General features: G+C 34.5%; 24 protein-coding genes and 1 riboswitch. Of the genes, 17 read left to right on the top strand and 7 right to left on the bottom strand.

Translation table 11 applies throughout. The annotated features are described in order from the left end of the window. Positions 1-130 precede the first annotated feature (130 nt). Positions 131-619, top strand: a complete 489-nt coding sequence (locus tag MPR_RS09930; protein ID WP_041892139.1) for an RNA polymerase sigma factor — start codon at positions 131-133, stop codon at positions 617-619. Beyond that, positions 609-1,217 carry a hypothetical protein gene (locus MPR_RS09925; RefSeq protein WP_041892133.1) on the top strand — a complete coding sequence of 203 codons (609 nt, stop codon included), beginning with the start codon at positions 609-611 and terminating at the stop codon, positions 1,215-1,217. Before MPR_RS09930 ends, MPR_RS09925 begins: the two co-directional genes overlap by 11 nt. A 65-nt stretch (positions 1,218-1,282) precedes the next feature. On the opposite strand, the gene MPR_RS09920 is transcribed toward MPR_RS09925, so the two are convergent. Then, the gene (locus MPR_RS09920; RefSeq protein WP_006263740.1) at positions 1,283-1,780 is read right to left on the bottom strand and encodes a hypothetical protein; all 498 of its coding nucleotides are present in this window, start codon (positions 1,778-1,780) and stop codon (positions 1,283-1,285) included. 359 nt (positions 1,781-2,139) lie between these two features. Here MPR_RS09920 and MPR_RS09915 point away from each other — a divergent pair, with 359 nt between their 5' ends. From MPR_RS09915 to MPR_RS09880, 8 genes are all read left to right on the top strand, one after another. Beyond that, positions 2,140-3,102, top strand: a complete 963-nt coding sequence (locus MPR_RS09915; RefSeq protein ID WP_041892132.1) for an NAD(P)H-dependent flavin oxidoreductase — start codon at positions 2,140-2,142, stop codon at positions 3,100-3,102. 189 nt (positions 3,103-3,291) lie between these two features. Further along, positions 3,292-3,392: riboswitch (SAM-I-IV-variant riboswitch) on the top strand. 61 nt (positions 3,393-3,453) lie between these two features. Then, positions 3,454-4,755 carry a Na+/H+ antiporter NhaC family protein gene (locus MPR_RS09910; protein WP_041892131.1) on the top strand — a complete coding sequence of 434 codons (1,302 nt, stop codon included), beginning with the start codon at positions 3,454-3,456 and terminating at the stop codon, positions 4,753-4,755. Between the two features lie 68 nt (positions 4,756-4,823). Continuing rightward, positions 4,824-5,570: a 3-oxoacyl-[acyl-carrier-protein] reductase gene (fabG, locus tag MPR_RS09905; RefSeq protein WP_006260004.1), complete on the top strand. Its 747-nt coding sequence runs from the start codon at positions 4,824-4,826 to the stop codon at positions 5,568-5,570. A 524-nt stretch (positions 5,571-6,094) separates the two neighbouring features. Continuing rightward, positions 6,095-6,799, top strand: a complete 705-nt coding sequence (locus tag MPR_RS09900; protein ID WP_041892128.1) for a peptidase associated/transthyretin-like domain-containing protein — start codon at positions 6,095-6,097, stop codon at positions 6,797-6,799. 164 nt (positions 6,800-6,963) lie between these two features. After that, positions 6,964-7,218, top strand: coding sequence for a toxin-antitoxin system HicB family antitoxin (locus tag MPR_RS09895; RefSeq protein WP_041892126.1), 255 nt, complete (start codon positions 6,964-6,966; stop codon positions 7,216-7,218). 11 nt (positions 7,219-7,229) lie between these two features. Continuing rightward, a complete protein-coding gene (locus MPR_RS09890; RefSeq protein ID WP_349267110.1) occupies positions 7,230-7,448 on the top strand; it encodes a type II toxin-antitoxin system mRNA interferase toxin, RelE/StbE family in 219 nt (72 codons plus the stop codon). 171 nt (positions 7,449-7,619) lie between these two features. Further along, a complete protein-coding gene (locus MPR_RS09885; RefSeq protein WP_041892123.1) occupies positions 7,620-8,288 on the top strand; it encodes a hypothetical protein in 669 nt (222 codons plus the stop codon). A gap of 29 nt (positions 8,289-8,317) precedes the next feature. Beyond that, complete coding sequence (locus tag MPR_RS09880; RefSeq protein WP_006265476.1) at positions 8,318-8,854, top strand: GRAM domain-containing protein; 537 nt, start codon at positions 8,318-8,320, stop codon at positions 8,852-8,854. 6 nt (positions 8,855-8,860) lie between these two features. Here the strand turns inward: MPR_RS09880 and MPR_RS09875 are convergent, their stop codons facing one another. Next, a complete protein-coding gene (locus tag MPR_RS09875; RefSeq protein ID WP_041892108.1) occupies positions 8,861-9,133 on the bottom strand; it encodes a hypothetical protein in 273 nt (90 codons plus the stop codon). Between the two features lie 221 nt (positions 9,134-9,354). On the opposite strand from MPR_RS09875, the gene MPR_RS09870 reads away from it, so the two are divergent. The 3 genes from MPR_RS09870 to MPR_RS09860 are packed head-to-tail and all read left to right on the top strand — an operon-like array spanning position 9,355 to position 11,191. Beyond that, a complete protein-coding gene (locus tag MPR_RS09870; protein WP_006260008.1) occupies positions 9,355-9,840 on the top strand; it encodes a 3'-5' exonuclease in 486 nt (161 codons plus the stop codon). 12 nt (positions 9,841-9,852) lie between these two features. Then, entirely contained in the window at positions 9,853-10,644 is a 792-nt protein-coding gene (locus tag MPR_RS09865) for a class I SAM-dependent methyltransferase (RefSeq protein WP_041892105.1), read from the top strand. A 1-nt stretch (position 10,645) separates the two neighbouring features. Continuing rightward, positions 10,646-11,191 (top strand): putative glycolipid-binding domain-containing protein, encoded by a 546-nt coding sequence (locus MPR_RS09860; RefSeq protein ID WP_041892102.1) that lies wholly within the window; start codon positions 10,646-10,648, stop codon positions 11,189-11,191. A gap of 56 nt (positions 11,192-11,247) precedes the next feature. Here the strand turns inward: MPR_RS09860 and MPR_RS09855 are convergent, their stop codons facing one another. Together MPR_RS09855 and MPR_RS09850 are read right to left on the bottom strand one after the other, a co-directional pair. After that, entirely contained in the window at positions 11,248-12,120 is an 873-nt protein-coding gene (locus MPR_RS09855) for a DUF6048 family protein (RefSeq protein WP_041892093.1), read from the bottom strand. After that, complete coding sequence (locus MPR_RS09850) at positions 12,074-12,592, bottom strand: DUF6452 family protein (RefSeq protein WP_041892090.1); 519 nt, start codon at positions 12,590-12,592, stop codon at positions 12,074-12,076. The genes MPR_RS09855 and MPR_RS09850 overlap by 47 nt, the downstream gene beginning before the upstream one ends. 253 nt (positions 12,593-12,845) lie before the next feature. On the opposite strand from MPR_RS09850, the gene MPR_RS09845 reads away from it, so the two are divergent. From MPR_RS09845 to MPR_RS09830, 4 genes are read left to right on the top strand one after another with little or no spacing between them, the layout of a single operon-like run. After that, positions 12,846-14,378 carry an L-lactate permease gene (locus MPR_RS09845; protein WP_082027827.1) on the top strand — a complete coding sequence of 511 codons (1,533 nt, stop codon included), beginning with the start codon at positions 12,846-12,848 and terminating at the stop codon, positions 14,376-14,378. A 19-nt stretch (positions 14,379-14,397) separates the two neighbouring features. Next, positions 14,398-15,138 carry a (Fe-S)-binding protein gene (locus MPR_RS09840; RefSeq protein ID WP_006261368.1) on the top strand — a complete coding sequence of 247 codons (741 nt, stop codon included), beginning with the start codon at positions 14,398-14,400 and terminating at the stop codon, positions 15,136-15,138. 2 nt (positions 15,139-15,140) lie between these two features. Continuing rightward, the gene (locus MPR_RS09835; RefSeq protein WP_041892088.1) at positions 15,141-16,514 is read left to right on the top strand and encodes a lactate utilization protein B; all 1,374 of its coding nucleotides are present in this window, start codon (positions 15,141-15,143) and stop codon (positions 16,512-16,514) included. A gap of 7 nt (positions 16,515-16,521) precedes the next feature. Continuing rightward, entirely contained in the window at positions 16,522-17,100 is a 579-nt protein-coding gene (locus MPR_RS09830; RefSeq protein ID WP_041892085.1) for a LutC/YkgG family protein, read from the top strand. Positions 17,101-17,175: 75 nt separating this feature from the next. On the opposite strand, the gene MPR_RS09825 is transcribed toward MPR_RS09830, so the two are convergent. From MPR_RS09825 to rlmD, 3 genes are all read right to left on the bottom strand, one after another. After that, a complete protein-coding gene (locus tag MPR_RS09825; protein WP_041892084.1) occupies positions 17,176-18,030 on the bottom strand; it encodes a hypothetical protein in 855 nt (284 codons plus the stop codon). Positions 18,031-18,316: 286 nt separating this feature from the next. Further along, the gene (locus MPR_RS09820) at positions 18,317-18,646 is read right to left on the bottom strand and encodes a DUF2185 domain-containing protein (RefSeq protein ID WP_006265470.1); all 330 of its coding nucleotides are present in this window, start codon (positions 18,644-18,646) and stop codon (positions 18,317-18,319) included. A 65-nt stretch (positions 18,647-18,711) separates the two neighbouring features. Further along, a complete protein-coding gene (rlmD, locus tag MPR_RS09815; RefSeq protein WP_006260021.1) occupies positions 18,712-20,124 on the bottom strand; it encodes a 23S rRNA (uracil(1939)-C(5))-methyltransferase RlmD in 1,413 nt (470 codons plus the stop codon). Positions 20,125-20,305: the final 181 nt, after the last annotated feature.

Raw genomic sequence — 20,305 nt, 5'->3', positions numbered from 1 at the left:
GTATATCTGAATTAAATTTATACAATAGAAGGTTTTTTGATAAAGAACCAATTATAAAATGATAAATACTTAATCCTCTTGTAACATATCCCCATACAACGTATCTAAATTACAAAACCAATCAAAACACATGAGTAAGTATAAAGAAACATTTGAGTCACTCTATGAACAATATTGGCATCGAATTTATCGATTGGCTCTAGGGTATGTTAACGATGTGGATTGGGCTAAAGATATAGCACAAGAGACATTCGTTAATGTGTGGAATCAGTTGCCCAAGTTTAGAGCTGATTCAGGCTATGGTACATGGATATACCGGATCACTGTAAATATCTGTTTAAGGCAAATAGAGCGGAGTAAAAAAGTTATGCCTGATGAAAGCAAGATAAGGCATAGCAAAAGTGTAGAGGAGGAGTATAAAGAAACCAATACTCAAAAACTCTATCAAGCGATTAGTGAACTCACAGAAATTAACAGGATTATTATTTCGCTGACTCTAGAGGGGGTGGATCAAAAACAGATTGCTGATGTGACAGGACTTACACATGCTAATGTGCGTACTAGAGTACATCGTATTAAAGAAGAACTATATCAAAAACTCAATAACTATGGAAAGTAATCAAGTAAATTTAGAACAGCTTTGGGCTATTCCGAGAGTAGAACACAGCGATATTAAGGAAGTTTATCAGTCTATAGATACCTATCGTTTAAAGAAAATAAAGATGAATTGGGCTCTAGCTATAATAGGTGTGTTTTCTATAGGATGGATTATCGGGATTAATGTACTATTAAAAGGTACAGTGTTCTATGGATCTATTTGGGTAGTATTAGGGAGTATAATTTGTGTTTTAGCAATGACAATGTTTATGACGAGTTATTATCGCTTAAATGGTTTAATACCAAGCTCTATATTAACACAGACTACAAGTGATTATATTGTATTGTTGACAAAAGAAAAGAAACAACAATTACAATTGTCTAAAGTATGGATGAATGTATATATTTTGCTTTTTATAGTTGGGATAGCTATATACTCTTATCCATTTATAGACATGGTAGATACTGCAATATCGGTAGGGTATTCTATTGTATTAGCAGGATATTATGCTGCATTAGGGATTTGGGCAGGAGTGAATATGTATTGGAATAAAAAGATGAATTCAAAAAAGATAGTGAAGCTAGAGCAAATGATTAAAGCTCTCCAAGCTATTCAATAAAAAAAGTAAAGCCACCTCATGGGTGGCTTTGTATTTTAAATCGTTTTCAGGTGCAAAAAAAGTAATTAGAATTTGTAACGTACTGCAATACCGAAGTCTGCATAGATACCATCGCGGTAACTGTCATTTAAGTAGATCTCTGGACGTAAGTCTAAGGCTACTTGTATTGGAAACTCAGGGAAAGTGTATTCTACCCCTACAGTACCTGTGATTAGTCCGAATGCTCCACTATCAGAGTGTTTTCTTTTTCCTTCGTAGTAGCTAGAGTTCCATGTACCTACTGCAGCTCCTACACCAGCATACCAATCGAAGTTTCCTTCAATATTCCAAACCCATTGATAAATACCTGTAAGTTTTACAGCATCAAAGTCGTTGTTGTTTCTCCAACCAAGATCTAATTCTAAACGGTTGTTTTTAGATAAGTCTCTTTGGTAAGAGATTTCTGTACCTAAACCGTGGTTTCCTCCAAAACGCAAACCTAATGCGTTTTTTGGTCCTTTTTGTGCTTGAGCAGTAAAAGCTACCGCTACAACAAGAGCAGCTGAAAGCAATAATTTTTTCATTGTAATGTTTTGTTTTTTTGCATTTCAAAAGTAGTACAAAATGTGTGTGAATTCAAACTAAATAAGCAGGAGTGCCTTGTTATGGCATTAAATATGGCTACTCAGAAGGCTTAAATGTTTAATAAGAATAAGTTAGTTGTTTTTAAAAAAGAAATAAAAAAATGTAGACTTAACAGATTGTAGTGGAATTATGAGAGGATTAAGCCCTAATTTGTAAAATATTAAAAAAAATGTGATAAGTCTTACAATTGATATTATTCTACAGAGAGAGAGCAAAATTACTTTTCTACAATCAATTATTTGACTTATCTTACGTTAGTACTTTATAGTGTCTATTATCTAACTAAATATATTATTATATGACTATACAAGAATTTAAAAATAGCCTAACATTACCGATTGTAGTATCCCCGATGTTTATCGTTTCTGGAACAAGACTAGTAATCGAGTGTTGTAAAAATGGAATTGTAGGTACATTCCCTGCTTTGAATGGAAGAAGTTCAGAGGATTTTGAGAAGATGTTAGTTGAGGTAACAACAGAATTAGCAGCCTTTGAGAAAGAGACAGGTATTAAACCTGCTCCATTTGGGGTAAACTTAATCGTGAATAAAACCAACCCAAGAGTGATGCCTGATTTACAACTGTGTGTTAAGTATAAAGTGCCTTTAGTGATTACATCACTGGGTGCAGTGAAGGATCTTGTAGATGCAGTACATAGTTATGGGGGATTAGTATTCCATGATATTGTGAAGAAAAGACATGCTGAGAAAGCAGCAGAAGCGGGTGTAGATGGATTAATATGTGTAGCTGCAGGAGCAGGAGGTCATGCGGGTACTGCGAGTCCTTTTGCCTTATTAGCGGAGGTAAAGAGCTTCTTTAAAGGAGCTGTATTATTAGCAGGAAGTATAGATACAGGAAGTGATGTATTAGCAGCGCAGACTATGGGAGCTGATATGGCCTATATGGGAACTCGTTTTATAGCAACTAATGAATGCTTAGCAGTAGACGAATATAAACAGATGATCGTTGACTCTGGAATAGATGATATTATGTATACAGATGGAGTATCTGGTGTGAATGCTAACTTTTTAAAACCTAGTATAGAAAAGGCTGGAATAGACTTATCAGAGAAGAAAGAAGAGGACTTCTCTAAATTAACAGGAGAGCATGCGAAGGCATGGAAAGATATTTGGTCTGCTGGGCATGGTACAGCAGGTATTGATAAAGTGCTTAGCGTTAAAGACCTTGTTAGTCAGTTAAAAGCAGAATATAAAAGTGCACTGAATAAGAATGCTGATATTCAGAAGAATATTAAGTTTTAAGAATCAATCATTTAATGGATAAATAATAAGAACAGCTCCCAAAAGGAGCTGTTTTTTTACGCCTTTATGTCGATAAAGAAGTTGTAATAAGCAGGCTTTTTAGGACTAAGACTTTATAAAGAGTTCATAGAATGCAAATTATAATAAATACAGATATTGCTTTTTAGCTAAAAACGATTATCTTTGTCCCTCAATTATCAAGAATTCTACTTAATAAGTAGAATAGCAACCTGCAACAACAAGCAAGGTGCTGCAATCGATAAGCCAGAAATGGAAAAAATGTTGTTTACTTCCTTAGTAAGTTTTATTTCTACCAATCTGGCAAATTATTTGTAATAACATTATTATTAAATGAAAGCTATGTCAGATAACAAGTTTTACACTTTTATTCCTTTTTTTATTTTTATTGCCATCTTTTTAGGCTCAGGTATACTATTAGGTGATTTTTATAAAATGCCATCTCCTATAGCAATATCTGTCGGAGTGATATCTGCATTTTTACTATTTTATAAAACACCGATGCAAGAGAAGGTTATCTCTCTTATCCATGGATGTGGAGATAGTAAGATTATCACGATGTGTATCATCTATTTATTAGCAGGAGCCTTTGCGGCAGTGACTAAAGCTATAGGAGGAGTAGACACGATGGTAAATATGGGACTTAGTGTGGTACCAATAGAATATCTAGCTATTGGAATCTTTGTAATTGCTTGTTTTTTATCTTTAGCGATTGGTACCTCAGTTGGAACTATTGTAGCTTTAGGGCCTATTGTAGTCGGGTTGGCTGAGAAGTCAGGTTCGTCTATGGGGTTACTATGTGGAACACTATTAGGAGGTGCGATGTTTGGGGATAACCTTTCTATTATATCAGATACAACGATTACAGCTACACAAACGGTGGGGTGTGAAATGAAAGATAAGTTTAGAGCCAACTTTAAATTAGCATTACCTGCGGCTTTAATCACGATAGTAGGTTTGTTCTTTATGAGCGGAGGGGCTACAGATGTAGCTTTAGAACTAGGTGATACAAGTAATTTCTGGGTAATTATCCCTTATATATTAATTATCGTACTAGCCTTAGTAGGGGTACAAGTATTCGTAGCTTTATTTATCAGTATTTTGGTAGCGGGAATTATTGGGCTTGTTCAAGCAGATTTTGATGTATTAGGTTTTGCTAATTTGACGTATGAAGGCTTTGTTTCTATGAATGAGATATTCTTATTGTCTATGTTGACAGGAGGTTTAGCGAAGATGGTAGAAGATCAGGGGGGTATTCAATGGCTGTTAAAGCAAATGAAGAAGCTGATGAAATCTCCTAAAGGGGCTGAGTTCGGTATCGCAGGATTAGTGTCATCGATAGGAGTGTGCTTAGCTAATAATACAGTTTCTATCTTGGTAGCAGGTAATCTAGCTAGAGATATTGCTACAGAGTATGAATTAGACAGACCACGTGTTGCTTCTATATTAGATATTTTCGCTTGTATTATTCAAGGAATCTTACCTTATGGAGCACAGATACTGATCTTACTAAGTTTTACTAATGGACAGATAGATTATCTAGATTTGATGAAATATTCGTATTACTTTGTTGCTCTGTTGATTATCACGTTAACTTATATGATTTTTTTGAGAAAAAGTACACAAACAGCATAAAAGGGGCGTGAGAAAATACAAATTGTTTATATTTGTCCTCGGTTCAAATACAAAAATTGGATTTACACATGAAATTATTAGAAGGTAAAATCGCTATTATCACTGGTGCTACAAGAGGAATCGGTAGAGGAGTAGCTTTAGCATATGCTCAACAAGGAGCAAGTGTTGCATTCACATATAGTTCTTCTGCTCAAGCAGCTGTAGAATTAGAGCAAGAATTAACAGCTTTAGGTGTTAAGGCAAAAGGATATCAATCAAATGCAGCTGAATATACAGCAGCAGAACAATTGGTAGAAGAGATTTTAAAAGAATTCGGAAACATTGATATTTTAGTTAATAACGCTGGTATTACTAAAGATAACTTATTAATGAGAATGTCTGAGGCAGATTTTGATGCTGTAATTGAAGTGAACTTGAAGTCTGTATTTAATATGACGAAAGCTGTTCAACGCACAATGCTTAAAAACAGAAAAGGGTCTATTATCAATATGAGTTCTGTAGTAGGAGTAAAAGGAAACGCTGGACAAGCGAACTATGCTGCTTCTAAAGCTGGAGTTATCGGATTCTCTAAATCTATCGCATTAGAGTTAGGTTCTCGTAATATCCGTTGTAACGTTGTTGCTCCTGGATTTATCGAAACAGAGATGACTGGTAAACTTCCTGAAGATGTAGTAAAAGGATGGAGAGATGCTATTCCATTAAAACGTGGAGGTACTCCAGAAGATATCGCAAATACTTGTGTATTCTTAGGTTCTGATATGTCTGCTTATATCACTGGTCAAGTGATTAATGTAGATGGTGGAATGCTTACTTAAGAGTGAACACATAACCATATATAAAGGCTATCTGAGTAATCAGGTAGCCTTTTTTAGTTTATGAAGAGTTTTATAGTAGTGTTTTAAGAGATTGCTTTTGAATGTGTCCGTTTTGAGTCCGATGTGAGTCCGTTAAATGGTATAAAATAACGGAGTGAATATGGATTGACGTCTCAATTACTTATTTATTATACCAAATGAATTATACGCTAAGTATTTATATGACTGAATAAAGGGAGAGTGACTGTTCGTTTTCATAAAATAACTGTCCGATAATGAACATAGGTAAGATAACTTTTTTTGTAAATGGTTGTTGTATTGGTGTTTATGGATAATAGGTTATTTGGTATGTAATTGGTGTTATTGTGTTTAGATATAATCTGATCTATATGAATTAGGCTAAACTACAAGATATTTTATATAAATGCATAGCAGGCTAAGGTAGATCGAAGTATACAAAACTATACAAAGGGTGCAGCAACATTCTAATACTTGTAACGTAACAACCAACTAAATAAAATGATATGAAAGTATTCAAGAACTTTCTACTTACTCTACTTATTTTGACCAACTGTAGTCTAAGTATGGCTAATAATACAGAGCCTAAAGCTAGAAAAATTGTCGGATTAGTAGTCGATAGTGAGACTTTATTACCTCTGGCTAATGTCAAGATTACAAATGAAAATAAAAAAACATTAGCAACTACAAATGACGAGGGATATTATGAAGTCACTGTCCATTCTACTAGTAAAGAAGGGTTTAAATTTTCGTTGAATTTAAAGAAAGAAGAGTATTCTACTTTTAGGCAAAATGATAATTGGGGAGAGGACAATGAGAAAAACCCTGTTATGTACTTTGCTTTACAAAAGCGAAAATCATCTAAAGGAGGGAGTTTCTCTGAATTATACCTTCATAAAGGTGAGGTGACTACTGCTGTTGTAGAGAGTTATTTTAATGATAAAGTAAAGGCTAGAAGTATCTTGAATAATAAGATTGCAAAGTTAAGAGCCAATAACAACCATGTGTTTTTTGAGGTAGATGGAGGGTATTACTTAGTGAATAACTATGCATGGATTAAGCTAAACAGTAAGGATGACAAGGTCTCTATTAATCAAGATAGAGTAGTCAATGCTAGTGAAGTGAATAACTATGTACAACGCAATAACGTACAGAATATGTCATCAATAGATTCGCCAGAAGCTTCTTTTAGTATAGAGACGTTTAAATAAAATAAACAATATATAAAGGCTATCTGCGTAATCAGGTAGCCTTTTTAGTTAGGAGTATAGGTTAGAGGAGGTCTGTTGTTTTTTTAGGAGGAATGGTTAATGTGTTAAAATACTGCTGTTTATAAAGTATTAATGATTACTTTTGTATATAAACTGATAGTAGTATGAATACATTGAATTTTAAAAAAACAACTTCTTTACGCCTTGATAATGATTTATACAATTATATTGAAATGTTAGCTAAAAAAGAAAATAAAAGCATTAATAACTTTATAGAGAAAACATTAGCTGAAGCTATACATTTTCACGAACTTAATGAAGAAACGATTCAAGCTATAGAGGATGCACAGAAAGAAAAAATGTCATCAAAACGTTTTGACAATACTCATGATTTGTTAAATGATTTAATGAGAGATTAATTTAGTTAGTAATGAGTGCTTATCAATTGACATATTCCAGTAAGTTTAAAAAAGACTTTAAGAAGATTCAAAACAATGCTAAAGCACTTGAAAAAACGACAACGGTATTTAAATACCTTTTAGAAGGAGGTGTTTCTTTAGTACCAAAGAAGATGAGACCTCACCTTCTGATAGGTAATTATAAAGATCACTGGGAATGTCATATATTACCTGACTTACTCTTAATTTGACAACAAGATGAACTAAATAAAGAAATTATATTAGTTCGGATAGGTTCTCATGCCGAGTTATTCAAATAACATTATATATAAAGGCTATCTACGTAATCAGGTAGCTTTTTTAGTTTCGGCACTAATTATTTTTTGTCTTTTAGGGAATACTCAGTACTTTTAAATAAAAAAATGAAGAAGGTATTAGATAAAGGAGTAGCAGTAGGAAAACAAGGCCTTAAGTCATTTAGAATCGTGTTTATATGTTTGATTCGATGGCTAGGCATGATGGCGGTAGGTGTATTTTTGTCTCTTTGGATTTTTTTCTATTCGATGAGTAAGATTTATCAGTTGAGAAAAGGAAGTGAGGCACGAGGCTTTTGGGATAACTTCACAGCCTTTTTTAGCGATATAAACTATTCTGTGATTATTATCTTTCTTCTACAAGTTGTGATGATTATCGCCTATTTCTATGTAGCTAATAAATATGCTATTCAGAAGGCAATCTCTTTATTATGGGAGAAGCAAGGAAGTGTATTTATTACCAATTACGTGGCTCAGTTGATGGAATATCTACATCAGAAAAAGCCTACACTGTTTGGAAGCCAACCTGATAAAGAAGCGATACAGAGAGAGCTAATAGCACTTAATGAAGATAATCATGTAGCGGGTATGGTACAACGAAAAACGACAAACTACGTCCTTTCAAATGCTAAATTAGGTAATGGGCCTTCTACCTTGTTACAACAATTGACAACACTTCGTTTTAACCCTTTAGCGTTACTTCCTGGGCTATGGATGTTTTATGCCTTAGTAGGGATACAGATCTTGTTTATATTGTATATTTACTATAGATATTAGATGGTTTAAATAATATAGAAATAAATGTTATGAAAATAGGAAATGATACAATAGGTATAAGTAATAGTGATAAGATAACAATACTAGTTTTCTTCTTTACAGTATATGTGTTGATAATGCTTCTTTTTGATTGGTTATTCGATGGAGCTATTAAAAGTTGGGAAAACTATCTTTTAAAAGGGTTGGTGTATAGTATTGTACTATCTGTATTGATGTATTACGCTATTAAGACCTTGACCAAAAGAGTGGAACTAAAGCTACAAATACCATTAGCAGAAGGAGAAGAGCTAGAAGTATACGGAGTAGCTAATATGTTTTTAGGTAAAGAAGCCTTAGGGGGTAAACTAGGCTTGACAGAAGACACCTTAGTGTTTCACTCTCATAAGTTTAATATACAGAAGAGTACAGTGCGTATTCCTTTTGAAGATATTAAGACGATCAAGCCTTGTAGAGTGATGTGGTTGCTTAATAATGGAATAGAAGTACAGACTGCCACAGACCGATGTGTATTTGTGGTCAATGATAGAAAAACGTGGTTAGAGGTTATTCAGAAAAAGATAAAGTGATTCAAGTTATTCTTTAAGTAAATGTGCGGTTGCTGCATGTGTAAGCTTTTCAAAATCAGCGAAACAGCAAGAGAAGTCTACTTGGTTGCCATGATGATCTTTTAGTTTAAGAGAGGTGTATAGCCCTAAGTCAAAATAATTAATCTCTTTTATAGACGCACTATGTGTGGAAATAAATTGATTAATAAATGCTTGATTTTGAGTCTTTTTGTAAATAGAAAAAATACTTAGACCAATGATACTAAATATAATTGCATAGGTAATAAAGTGCTTGTTCATCGTAGTAAGTGATTTAATAAGAGTAAGATACAATAAATATTTTGATAGAGAATGACTATATACATTATAGTCGTTTTTTTATGCCTGTATGTGAACTATAATTTAATAGATTAAATCTAAAAGATTAGCTAAAAAACTTAGCAAAGTGATGTTTTTTGTAAGTAGGCTAATAGATTATCATCAAAAAAGACTACCTTAGCTATTATGATTACAATACTTCGATGAATAAATTTACAGCTATAGATTTTGAGACAGCTCAGCCTCAGCGCAATAGTATTTGCCAAGTTGGCTTAGTTGTATTTGAGAACGGAATTATAGTAGATTCCTTAAACATTCTTGTACAACCTCCTCAGAATGTTTATTGGAGTAAATTTATTGACGTACACGGTATCACACCAGAAGATACACAGTATGCACCTACATTCGAAGAAGTTTGGCATAAGATATTACCCTTTATACAATTTCAGAATGTAGTAGCACATAATGGCTTTGGCTTTGACTTTCCAGTCTTAGAGAAGACATTAGAGTATTATAACTTGGCTGTGCCTGAATACGAGAAGCATTGTACTTATAGATTGTATAAAAAAGGGTTAGCTTCTTTGGCTGAGAAGTATAATCTTGCATTAAATCACCACGATGCTCTTAGTGATGCTAAAGTATGCGGAATATTGTTTGATCAATATTTAAAGCAAGGAGGTCTAATTTAATAATAGCAAATTATGACGAAGAGTAAAGAGTATTTAGAACACAATAAGAAGTCTTGGGATAAACAGGCGTTAGCTAATCAGCAATGGTCTATGCCTGTAAGTGCAGAGACAGTAGCAAAAGCTAAAGAAGGTGAATGGGAATTATATGTGTTGCCAACTCCAATAGATAAACAATGGTTAGGAGAGGTAAAAGGGAAGCGTGTATTATGTCTAGCATCTGCTGGAGGACAACAAGCACCTATTTTAGCAGCTATAGGAGGTAAGGTAACTGTGTTAGATTTATCTACAGAGCAACTTAATAAGGATAAACAAGTAGCACTTAGAGATAATTTAGATTTGACAACTGTAGAAGGGGATATGACGAATCTAGAGATGTTCGCAGACAATAGTTTTGACATTATTGTACATCCGATATCGAATCACTATGTAAGTGATGTGACGAAGATCTGGAGAGAGTGTTATCGCGTGTTGGACAAGGGTGGACGACTAATCAGTAGCTTTTATAACCCTGTAATATTTATACATGATAGAGATCCTAAGTATACAGTAGAGGGGATTGTGAAGCCGATGTATAAGATTCCTTATGCGGACTTGACAGATATGACACAGGCTCAGATAGAAGAAAAAAGAAATAAAGAGGAGGCTTTCGTCTTCGGACATAGTCTTCAAGATTTAATAGGAGGACAGTTAAAAGCAGGTTTTCTGATTAAGGAATACGAAGAAGCTTTTCAACCTAATCCAAGGTTTGTAGTAGATCATTATCTACCTACATTTATAGCGACAGTAGCAATTAAACTTCAATAGTATGGAGAGAAATATAGTCTGGACAGGTATCGATAATCTTTCAATAGAGAAATGTGTCTTGATTGATAAAGAAGAGACAATTCACTGTAAAGGGGAATTAGTAGGAAATAAGAATAACCAAGTATATGGTGCAGAGTATCAGGTAGTCGTAGACCAGAGATGGGAGACTAGATTCTTTGATATCACTTGTAAAGTAGGGCATAAGCACTATACTATACATGGGTATAAACTAAATAATCAATGGATTATAGATGAACAAGAGCATCCAGAGTTACACGATTGTTTAGATATAGATATTTCTGTGACACCTTTTACGAATGCATTACCTATTAATAGACTTAACTTAGCGATAGGAGAGTCTAAGGAAATAGCAGTGTTGTATATTAATCCTATAGAAGAGCGTTTTACTAGAGTAGTACAGCGTTATGAGAGACTATCTGAAACCACTTATCACTATAAAAACTTGTGGAGTGATTTCGAGTCTACGATAGAAGTAGATACAGATGGCTTAGTGACTAATTATCCGAAGTTATTCAATAGACTATAAAAAATACAAAGCCCCGATCTCTATCGGGGCTTTTTTATATATTGTTCAGAAGAAGATTATTTCTTTTTCTTTTTATTGTTTTCAATCATTTTTAAATCCTCAGCTTGTTCTATTGCGTTTCCTTCTAGGTCAAACTTAGTTTCTTCTTCAGTAGGGACAACAAACTTATCCTTCTTAGACTTGTATAGAGGGAATAAGTAAGAGATGGTATAATTAAATCCTACTCCTATATTACCACTGTGTTTTTTGTTATAACCAGGAATATATAAGTTTTCGAAATCATCAGGTTGTGTCTGAGACACTAGCCCATTTAGTCTCATGGTGAATCCCATAAAGACATTGCTAAATACTCTTGTTTTAATACCTGCTACAAATTCTACCCAGTGTGCACTAAGTCCACTTTGTTTTCGATCTACTTCTATTCTTTCTTTAGGGAAATATGGGTCAGTAGTATATGACTGATACCAATTAAGAGTTTGAGAGAAGGTCGCAAAACCGTATCTAAAACCTACATAGATCATATCTTCTCTATCTAACCAGTTTTCGTATAGGTTATAGTTACCTCCTATACGGATGTAGTTCCCATTGGTTGTAAAACCATAGCTGCTCTCATCTCTATCCATCTTATCATGACCTATCTCTGCTGCTGCATACCAGTTTTTAGTAAGACGATAATCTCCGACTACTTCAAAACCTTGATAGGTGTTATCATAGAATGAACGCGTAATTCTAAACAAATCAACTCCTACACGCAGTCCATATCGTTGAGGATAGTAATGAGGAGATTGTTCTGAAGAATCAGTAATCGGGGTAGTGGTCTCTATTTCTTTTACAGTATTCTCTTGAGCAAATGAAGAGAAAGCTAAAAGTAGAATACCACAATTAATAATATATTTTGAAGTGTGCTTTTTTACTATCTTGAATTTCATTTGTTTCAGTTGTATAATGTTTGATCCAGTTACCACTCGTTTGTTGAGATTCTCCATTTAGCATAGGAGATGTACCATCTTGATTTAGAGAGAATGTAGAGACATATCCACACGCTTTATTCAGATACTTCGTATTGATTTTATATTTAAATGTCAATGTATCATAAAGGGTGTCCGTCTGATTCTGAGTTCGTCTTATTGATTTTAAGATCCATTCAGACTCCTGGTTATCTAATCGAAGAGGAATCAGTAATTTGTTTGCTTTACTTTTAATAACATCTTTTTCTCTACCAGCTACAAAAGCTTCAACTAAGTCATTTTTAGCAATTCCTTGGTCTTCGAAATTATAGAATTCAATTAGAAAGTTAGGGGTAGTAGGTTCTTCCGTACCACAAATGTCGTCTTTCTCGCAAGAGCTAAACACAAAACTTCCTAAACCTAGAAACGCAACTGCCAATATTAGTTTTTTCATATAGATTTTTTATCTCTGTATATAAGTTGTCAAAAATACTAAAACTAATTCAGAACTCTTTAAAAAAGTTCGAAGTGAACTTCTATACTTTTAGAGTATAAATGTTTTAGAATAAATGTAGAGAAAATGATTCGTTTTTGCTTTAAAGATTCTAAATAGTGACGTTTGTTGGATTTTTATGACTGTAATTAACATAGTAATTGTAAATAACGCCTTATATTTAAAGTTCTAAGATAAGTAAAGATTAAGTAAAATGTTAGAAACTGTTTCAGGTTTGCAGGTAATATTAGCAGTTACCCCTGTTATATTGTTAATTGTATTGTTAGGTTTTTTAAAGTTACCAGGTGAGAAAAGTGCCAGTATTACTTTAGTTGTTACAGCATTAATAGCGTTATTTGGTTTTAATCTCTCTTTGATAGATACTTCTTTATCAGTAGTATATGGGATAGTGAAAGCTGTTTTTCCCATCTTGATTATTATCTTAATGGCTATTTATAGTTATAATGTACAAGTAGAATCTCAGAAAATAGAGATTATTAAACAACAGTTCTCGGCTATTTCAACAGATAAATCTATTCAAGTATTACTACTGACTTGGGGATTTGGAGGATTGTTAGAAGGAATGGCAGGTTTTGGTACAGCAGTAGCTATTCCTGCAGCTATTTTGATTAGTTTAGGTTTTAAGCCCATGTTCTCAGCCGTTGTTAGTTTGATTGCTAATAGTGTGCCTACAGCCTTTGGAGCTGTTGGTATTCCAGTTATTGTCTTGGCTAGAGAAGTAGAGATGGTAGAGCAGATTACTACGATTAGTGCTCATGTAGTTTGGCAGTTAGCAGTATTGATGTTTTTAGTTCCATTTTTAATTGTAACATTAGCAGATAAATCTGTAAAAGCTATCCCAAAGAACATTATTTTAAGTCTTCTGGTAGGAGGTGTTACCTTAGCTGTTCAGTATTATGCAGCGGTATATATAGGAGCAGAGACTCCTGCTATTTTAGGAAGTATAGCCTCAGTGATTACTATTATCCTATTTGGAAAAATCACGGCAAAGAAAGAAGGTAAAATAGAGAAGCACAGCTTTAGCCTTCTAAGTATCTTTCAGGCATGGAGTGTATATGGGCTGATCTTATTACTGGTTTTATTGACTAGCCCTCTGTTTCCTTTTGCAACGATGATGAAATCTAATTGGGAGATATTTCAAACGAATTTTAATTTTAATATAGCTGGTGGTATCCGTACTGTAGGGATATATTGGCTAACAGATACAGGAGTGCTCATCTTTGTGAGTTCTTTAATAGGAGGACTTATACAAGGAGTTTCTCTAAGTGGGTTGTTTGCTTTATTAGGCAAGACAACTGTCCAATTAAAAAAGACTGTTATCACAGTATGTTGTTTAATCGCCTTATCTACTTTAATGGATTTGTCAGGTATGATCACTGTTCTAGGGTTAGCCTTAGCGACAGCGACAGGAGCATTTTATCCATTCTTTGCGCCTGCCATAGGAGCATTAGGTACTTTTCTTACAGGTAGTGATACTTCGTCTAATATCTTGTTTGGTAAGTTACAGGCTACAGTTGCCGATAAGATTGGAGCAGATAAAGGATGGTTGGCAGCAGCGAATACAACAGGTGCTACAGGTGGAAAGATTATTTCTCCACAGAGTATTGCTGTAGCTACAACAGCTTGTGGAGAACAAGGTAAAGAAGGTATTATCCTTAAAAAAGCTGTCGGTTTTGCATTGTTATATATTTTAATAGCAGGCTTGATAGTATATATTGGAAGTTAAGAATTAAATAGATAGATATATGAGAGTTGGGTTGTTTATCCCTTGCTATGTGAACGCAGTTTATCCTGAGGCGGCATTAGCAAGTTATAAAATATTGACACATTTTGGGGTAGAAGTAGATTATCCCGTAGATCAGACTTGTTGTGGTCAACCTATGGCTAACGCAGGTTTCGAGAATAAAGCTTTGCCTTTAGCGAAGCAGTTTAATAATTTATTTGAAGAGTTTGACTATATAGTTGCTCCTTCGGGTAGTTGTGTTGGGTTTGTAAAAGATACTTACCCGAGATTAATGGAGAAGGAAGGCTGTACGAGTAAAGTAAGTGGTAAGGTGTATGATATCTGTGAATTCTTACACGATATCCTGAAGATTGACAAATTGCCAGGTAAGTTTCCTCATAAAGTAAGCCTTCACAACAGTTGCCATGGATTAAGAGAATTAAAGCTAGGAGCAGCTAGTGAATTAAATATAAAACCTTATTCTAAGGTAAAAGCCTTGCTTAGTCTTGTAGAAGGTGTAGAAGTAGTAGAACCTACTCGAGTAGATGAGTGTTGTGGCTTTGGAGGGATGTTTTCTATAGAAGAACCAGCTATTTCTATCCGAATGGGGAATGATAAGGTGAGTTGTCATGTGGCTACTGGTGCAGAGTATATAACAGGGCCAGATAGTTCATGTCTAATGCATATGGGAGGGATCATAGATAAGAATAAGATGCCTATCAAGATGATTCATGTTGTAGAAATTCTAGCTTCAGGTTTATAATTATGAGTAGTACAAAACATGCACAGAATGCTGACGCGTTTCAGCAGAATAAAGAGAAAGCTACTTGGCATGATAATGCACTGTGGTTTGTAAGAGAGAAAAGAGATAGAATGTCTAAGACGCTTCCTGAATGGGAAGACCTTAGAGCAATGGGTGAGAAGATAAAACTACATAGTGTTAGTAATCTAGCGATGTACCTTGAGCAGTTTGAAGCAAATGCTATAGCTAATGGAGTGATAGTACACTGGGCTAAAGATGCAGATGAGCACAATGCTATCATGGCAGAGATCTTAAATAAGCACAATGCAAAAAAAGTAGTGAAAAGCAAGTCTATGCTGACAGAAGAATGTGATCTTAATCATTACTTAGAGACCAAGGGTATTGATGTTGTAGAAAGTGATTTAGGAGAGCGTATCTTACAGTTGAATGGGACTGCACCTTCACATATCGTACTTCCTGCTATCCACATGAAGAGAGAAGAAGTAGGAGATTTATTTGCCGAAAAACTAAATACAGAGAAAGGCAATAGTGATCCAACTTATCTTACTCGGGCAGCAAGAGCTTCTTTGCGCAATGATTTTCTTACTGCTGATGCAGCAATTACAGGAGTGAACTTCGGTATAGCAGCCACAGGAGAGATTGTTGTTTGTACCAATGAAGGAAATGCCGATATGGGAACTTCATTGTCTAAACTACACATTGCCTCTATGGGGTTAGAGAAACTAATACCAGATTATGAGAGTTTAAGTGTGTTTACTAGATTATTAGCCCGCTCTGCAACAGGACAACCAACTACTACGTATACTTCTCATTTTAGAAAACCAATCGAAGGAGGGGAGTTTCACATCATCTTAGTGGATAATGGAAGAAGTGAAATATTGAGCAATGAAGAACATATCAAATCTCTTAATTGTATTCGCTGTGGAGCATGTATGAATACTTGCCCTGTGTACAGACGTAGTGGAGGATATTCTTATACTTACTTTATCCCTGGGCCAATAGGAATTAACTTAGGAATGCTTAAGGATCCTGTTAAACACAGTGAGAATCTATCTGCTTGTTCTCTATGTTATTCTTGTAATAATGTATGTCCAGTGAAAATAGACTTAGCTGATCAAATCTATAAATGGCGTCAAGATTTAGATTCTTTAGGCAAGGCTAATTCATCTAAAAAACTAATATCAACAGGAATGCAATTTTTGTTTACTCATCCTGCTTTGTTTAGAACGAGTTTGAAGTTTAGTTCATTGGCAAAATATGCACCGCGTTCTCTGACTTTTGGGTTAAAAGAATGGGAAGACGGGCGTAACCTACCGAATTTTGCAAAAGAGTCGTTTACAGAAATGTGGAAAAAAGGAAAAGTAAAGAAACAATAGGGGAGTTATGAGTAGTAGAGATCAAATATTAAATAATATAAGACGCAATACAAAACAGGTCTTTGACAAGCCGCAAATGAATCTGTCTGCAATTGAGTTTGACGATAAATTAACCCAATTCATAGAAGTGTCTAAAGCAGTTGGAGGTGATGCTATAATCTTAAAAGAGGGTGAAGATATCAATGAAGTGATTCGCGCTCTTTATCCAGAGGCAAAAGAAATTGCTTCAGTGGTAAATGGTATTCACTTGACAACTTTAGATCCTGATAGTGTAGAAAGCCCTAATGACTTAAATAATGTGGATTTAGCTATTGTAGAAGGAGCCTTTGGAGTATGTGAGAATGGGTGTATATGGCTTCCACAGCAACTTAAGCACAAAGCTCTATACTTCATCACACAGTATTTAGTTATTGTCTTAGATCGTTCTAAATTAGTGAATAATATGCATGAAGGATATAAACTGATTACACCGAGTGAGAAAGGCTTTGGGGTCTATATATCAGGTCCTTCTAAGACTGCAGATATTGAACAAGCTTTAGTAGTAGGAGCACATGGACCAAAAGGTCTGACTGTGATTTTAAGATAGTACGTAATAAATAAAGAGAGAGGCTAGCCTCTCTCTTATCGTTTATATCTTTTCAGTATGGACTGAAGAATCTGTTTACTCTATAATTTCTGTGAATGTTACATCTCCAACGTAGTCAATACGTTTATCTTTTAGTTTAAGTTCGAAGTAGCTTTTATTTAGTACTTGTTCTTTTACATCCTCTTTAGGAGTTGTTAAGAAATAGAATTCAAGGTCTGTATTTGGATAAGAATTAATAATGCTAATCATGCCATTTTCTATCTCACTATATGTTACGATACTAGTTAGTTGGGTTTCTGCTATTTCATGTGGATATATACGTTTTCCAAAGTCAGTAATTTTTCCATCAACACTCTTAACAGAAGCATTCGGAACTAAAAAAGAAACTGTCATAGTAGCGCTTACAGGTTTGCTTGCTTCTAATTTTAAAATATATTCATTGTGGTATGTGTTAGCAGGTTCTGAAACAATGACATCGCTAATAACCTCTTTTCCAGACTCATCTTTATACTGTGTTCTTACGATGCTTAAGGTAGCTTTATCTACCTGGTAGGTAGTACCATTGAGATAGAATGTTTTTTCAGTAGGTTCGGTTACTTTAACAGTGACAGTATTACTGTCATGGTATAAAGCCTTTCCATTACTAGCTTTAGCTTGAAAAGTATATTCACCAACTTTTAATGGTTTAAAACGCCCTTGTTTAGATACACTTTCATCACTAGTTAGATTGGTTATCGTAGCTTCTGTTGTGATATAGTCTCCATCTTGATTTTTAACAAGGAAGTACAGAGGTTTATTTACGCGAGTTTCTAGTGTTCTAGCCTCAAGGATAAGACGTCCACTTCGTTCTTGCTCTGCGTTATTATCATCGCTACTACACGAAATTAAGGTTAGCATAGGTAGTAAAAGTGCAGTTAGAATTTTTTTCATCTTTTGGTTGTTTTTATATTGAAGTAAAAGTAATCTATAATTAATATAAAATTAAGACAAATTTCGACAATGTTAACTTTAACCTTGCATTTATTTAATTTAGCGAGTATTTGGTTCGTGTTTAAAGTGAAGTAAGTATTACGTATTAGTAATTGAGTAAGATCAATTCAGTATAATTAATTTATCTTTATTCTTAACATTGATTAGAGTTGGATTAAGATATAATCTATAGTTAAAATATAAAAAGCTCTTCAAAAGAGAGCTTTTACATCATTTGTAGAATTAATTAATCTAACACTTCGAACTCATCCGTTCCTTCTACACGACCTAGTTCACTTCCTACAGGAGCGTTTAGATAAGGGATAATAGCTTTGTCATTATGAGCTACAGCATTCACACTATAGATATCTGTATTGTCAGGATTATCTAAGTATGCTTCATCTTCTGTATTGCTTAAGAATCTCCATCCACTATCAGTATCAGAGTTTGGTTCTTCTCGGTACATATAGTCTACTTTCTCGCCTTCGATCATGATTTTAGCAGAGACTAGACAGAATCCGATATCTCCTACAAGATTCTTTAAAGCTTCGGCAGGAATATTATTATCTTGGTTCATCGTTATCGTTTTATAAGATAAAAGGCAACCAAGATGATTGCCTTTTGTTGTTAGTTTATTATTTGTTATCTCAGTTCTAATAGAACTACGTTTTCTACGTGATGCGTCTGAGGGAACATATCCACAGGACGTACTTTGATCACTTTATATTTGTGATCCATAAGAGCTAAGTCACGTGCTTGTGTAGCAGAGTTACAGCTTACGTATACGATGCGTTTTGCACCTACTTTTAATAGCATTTCTACTACATCTTTATGCATTCCATCACGAGGAGGGTCAGTAATGATAACGTCTGGATGTCCATGTGTCGCTATGAACTCATCGTTAAATACATTTTTCATATCTCCTACGAAGAAATCACAGTTCGTAATATTATTGCGTTCAGCATTCAGTTTAGCATCTTCTATTGCTTCTGGTACAGCTTCAACACCGACTACTTTACCAGCCTTTTTAGAAACGAACTGAGCGATAGTACCTGTACCTGTATATAAGTCATATACTAATTCGTTACCTGTAAGACCTGCATAGTCTCTTGTGATTTTGTATAGTTCGTATGCTTGCTCAGAATTAGTTTGGTAGAACGACTTAGCATTGATGCTAAATTTAAGTCCTTCCATTTCTTCTAAGATATAATCACGTCCTTTATAAAGCACTACATCTTGATCATAGATAGTATCATTCGCTTTACCATTGACTACATACTGTAATGATGTAATCATAGGGAAGCGCTCTGCTAAGAAGTCTAATAATAACTCGCGTTCTTCTTTGTTGTCATAGAAGAATTGAATCATCACCATTACTTCACCTGTAGAAGCAGTTCTGATCATCAATGTACGCAACAGACCTTCTTGCTCACGTGGATTAAAGAAAGCTAAATTATGCTCGTTAGCGAATCTTCTGATTTCATTTCTGATTTCATTAGAAGGATCTTGTTGTAAGTGACATTTTTTGATGTCTAAGATTTTGTCCCACATTTTAGGGATGTGGAATCCTAATGCATTTTCTTTACCCATTTCTTCTCCACTAGCTACTTCTTCTGGTGTTAACCAGCGAGCGTTAGAGAAAGAGAATTCCATCTTGTTTCTGTAGAACAATGTTTCTTCAGATCCTAAGATAGGTTCGAATTCAGGTAATTCAATTTTACCTATGCGCTTTAAGTTATTAAAAACCTCTTGGTTCTTATAGAATAACTGTTGTGCATAGTTCATATTTTGCCATTTACATCCACCACAAGCTCCGAAGTGTTCACATACTGGCTCTATTCTATGTTCAGAAAATTTGTGGAATTTCACAGCTTTCCCTTCATAATACGCTTTGCGTTTTTTGAAAGTCTGCACATCTACCACATCTCCCGGAACTACGTTAGGAATAAAGATTACTTTCCCATCTGGAGCTTTAGCTACCGAAACGCCTTTTGCACCTGCATCAAGGACTTCTACGTTTTCGAATACGATTCTTTCTGTTCTTTTTCTACTCATGCCGCAAAAATAAGTTTAATTTCATTTGATAAGTATAGTTGATGCTTATTCATAATGAGTTTATATAAGCGGTGTTTTGTGTGTAAGTGATTGAATATTAGTTTAGTGTAGTTATTGGCGAAATTATGGTGTTATAGTCGTTAGTATAAGTAGTTAAATAGGAATCTTAAGGAATAGAAAG

The organism is Myroides profundi (assembly GCF_000833025.1).
Classification (GTDB): domain Bacteria; phylum Bacteroidota; class Bacteroidia; order Flavobacteriales; family Flavobacteriaceae; genus Flavobacterium; species Flavobacterium profundi_A.
The sequence above is the reverse complement of the archived record's forward strand: the minus strand, read 5'-3'. Positions and strand labels throughout refer to the sequence as shown.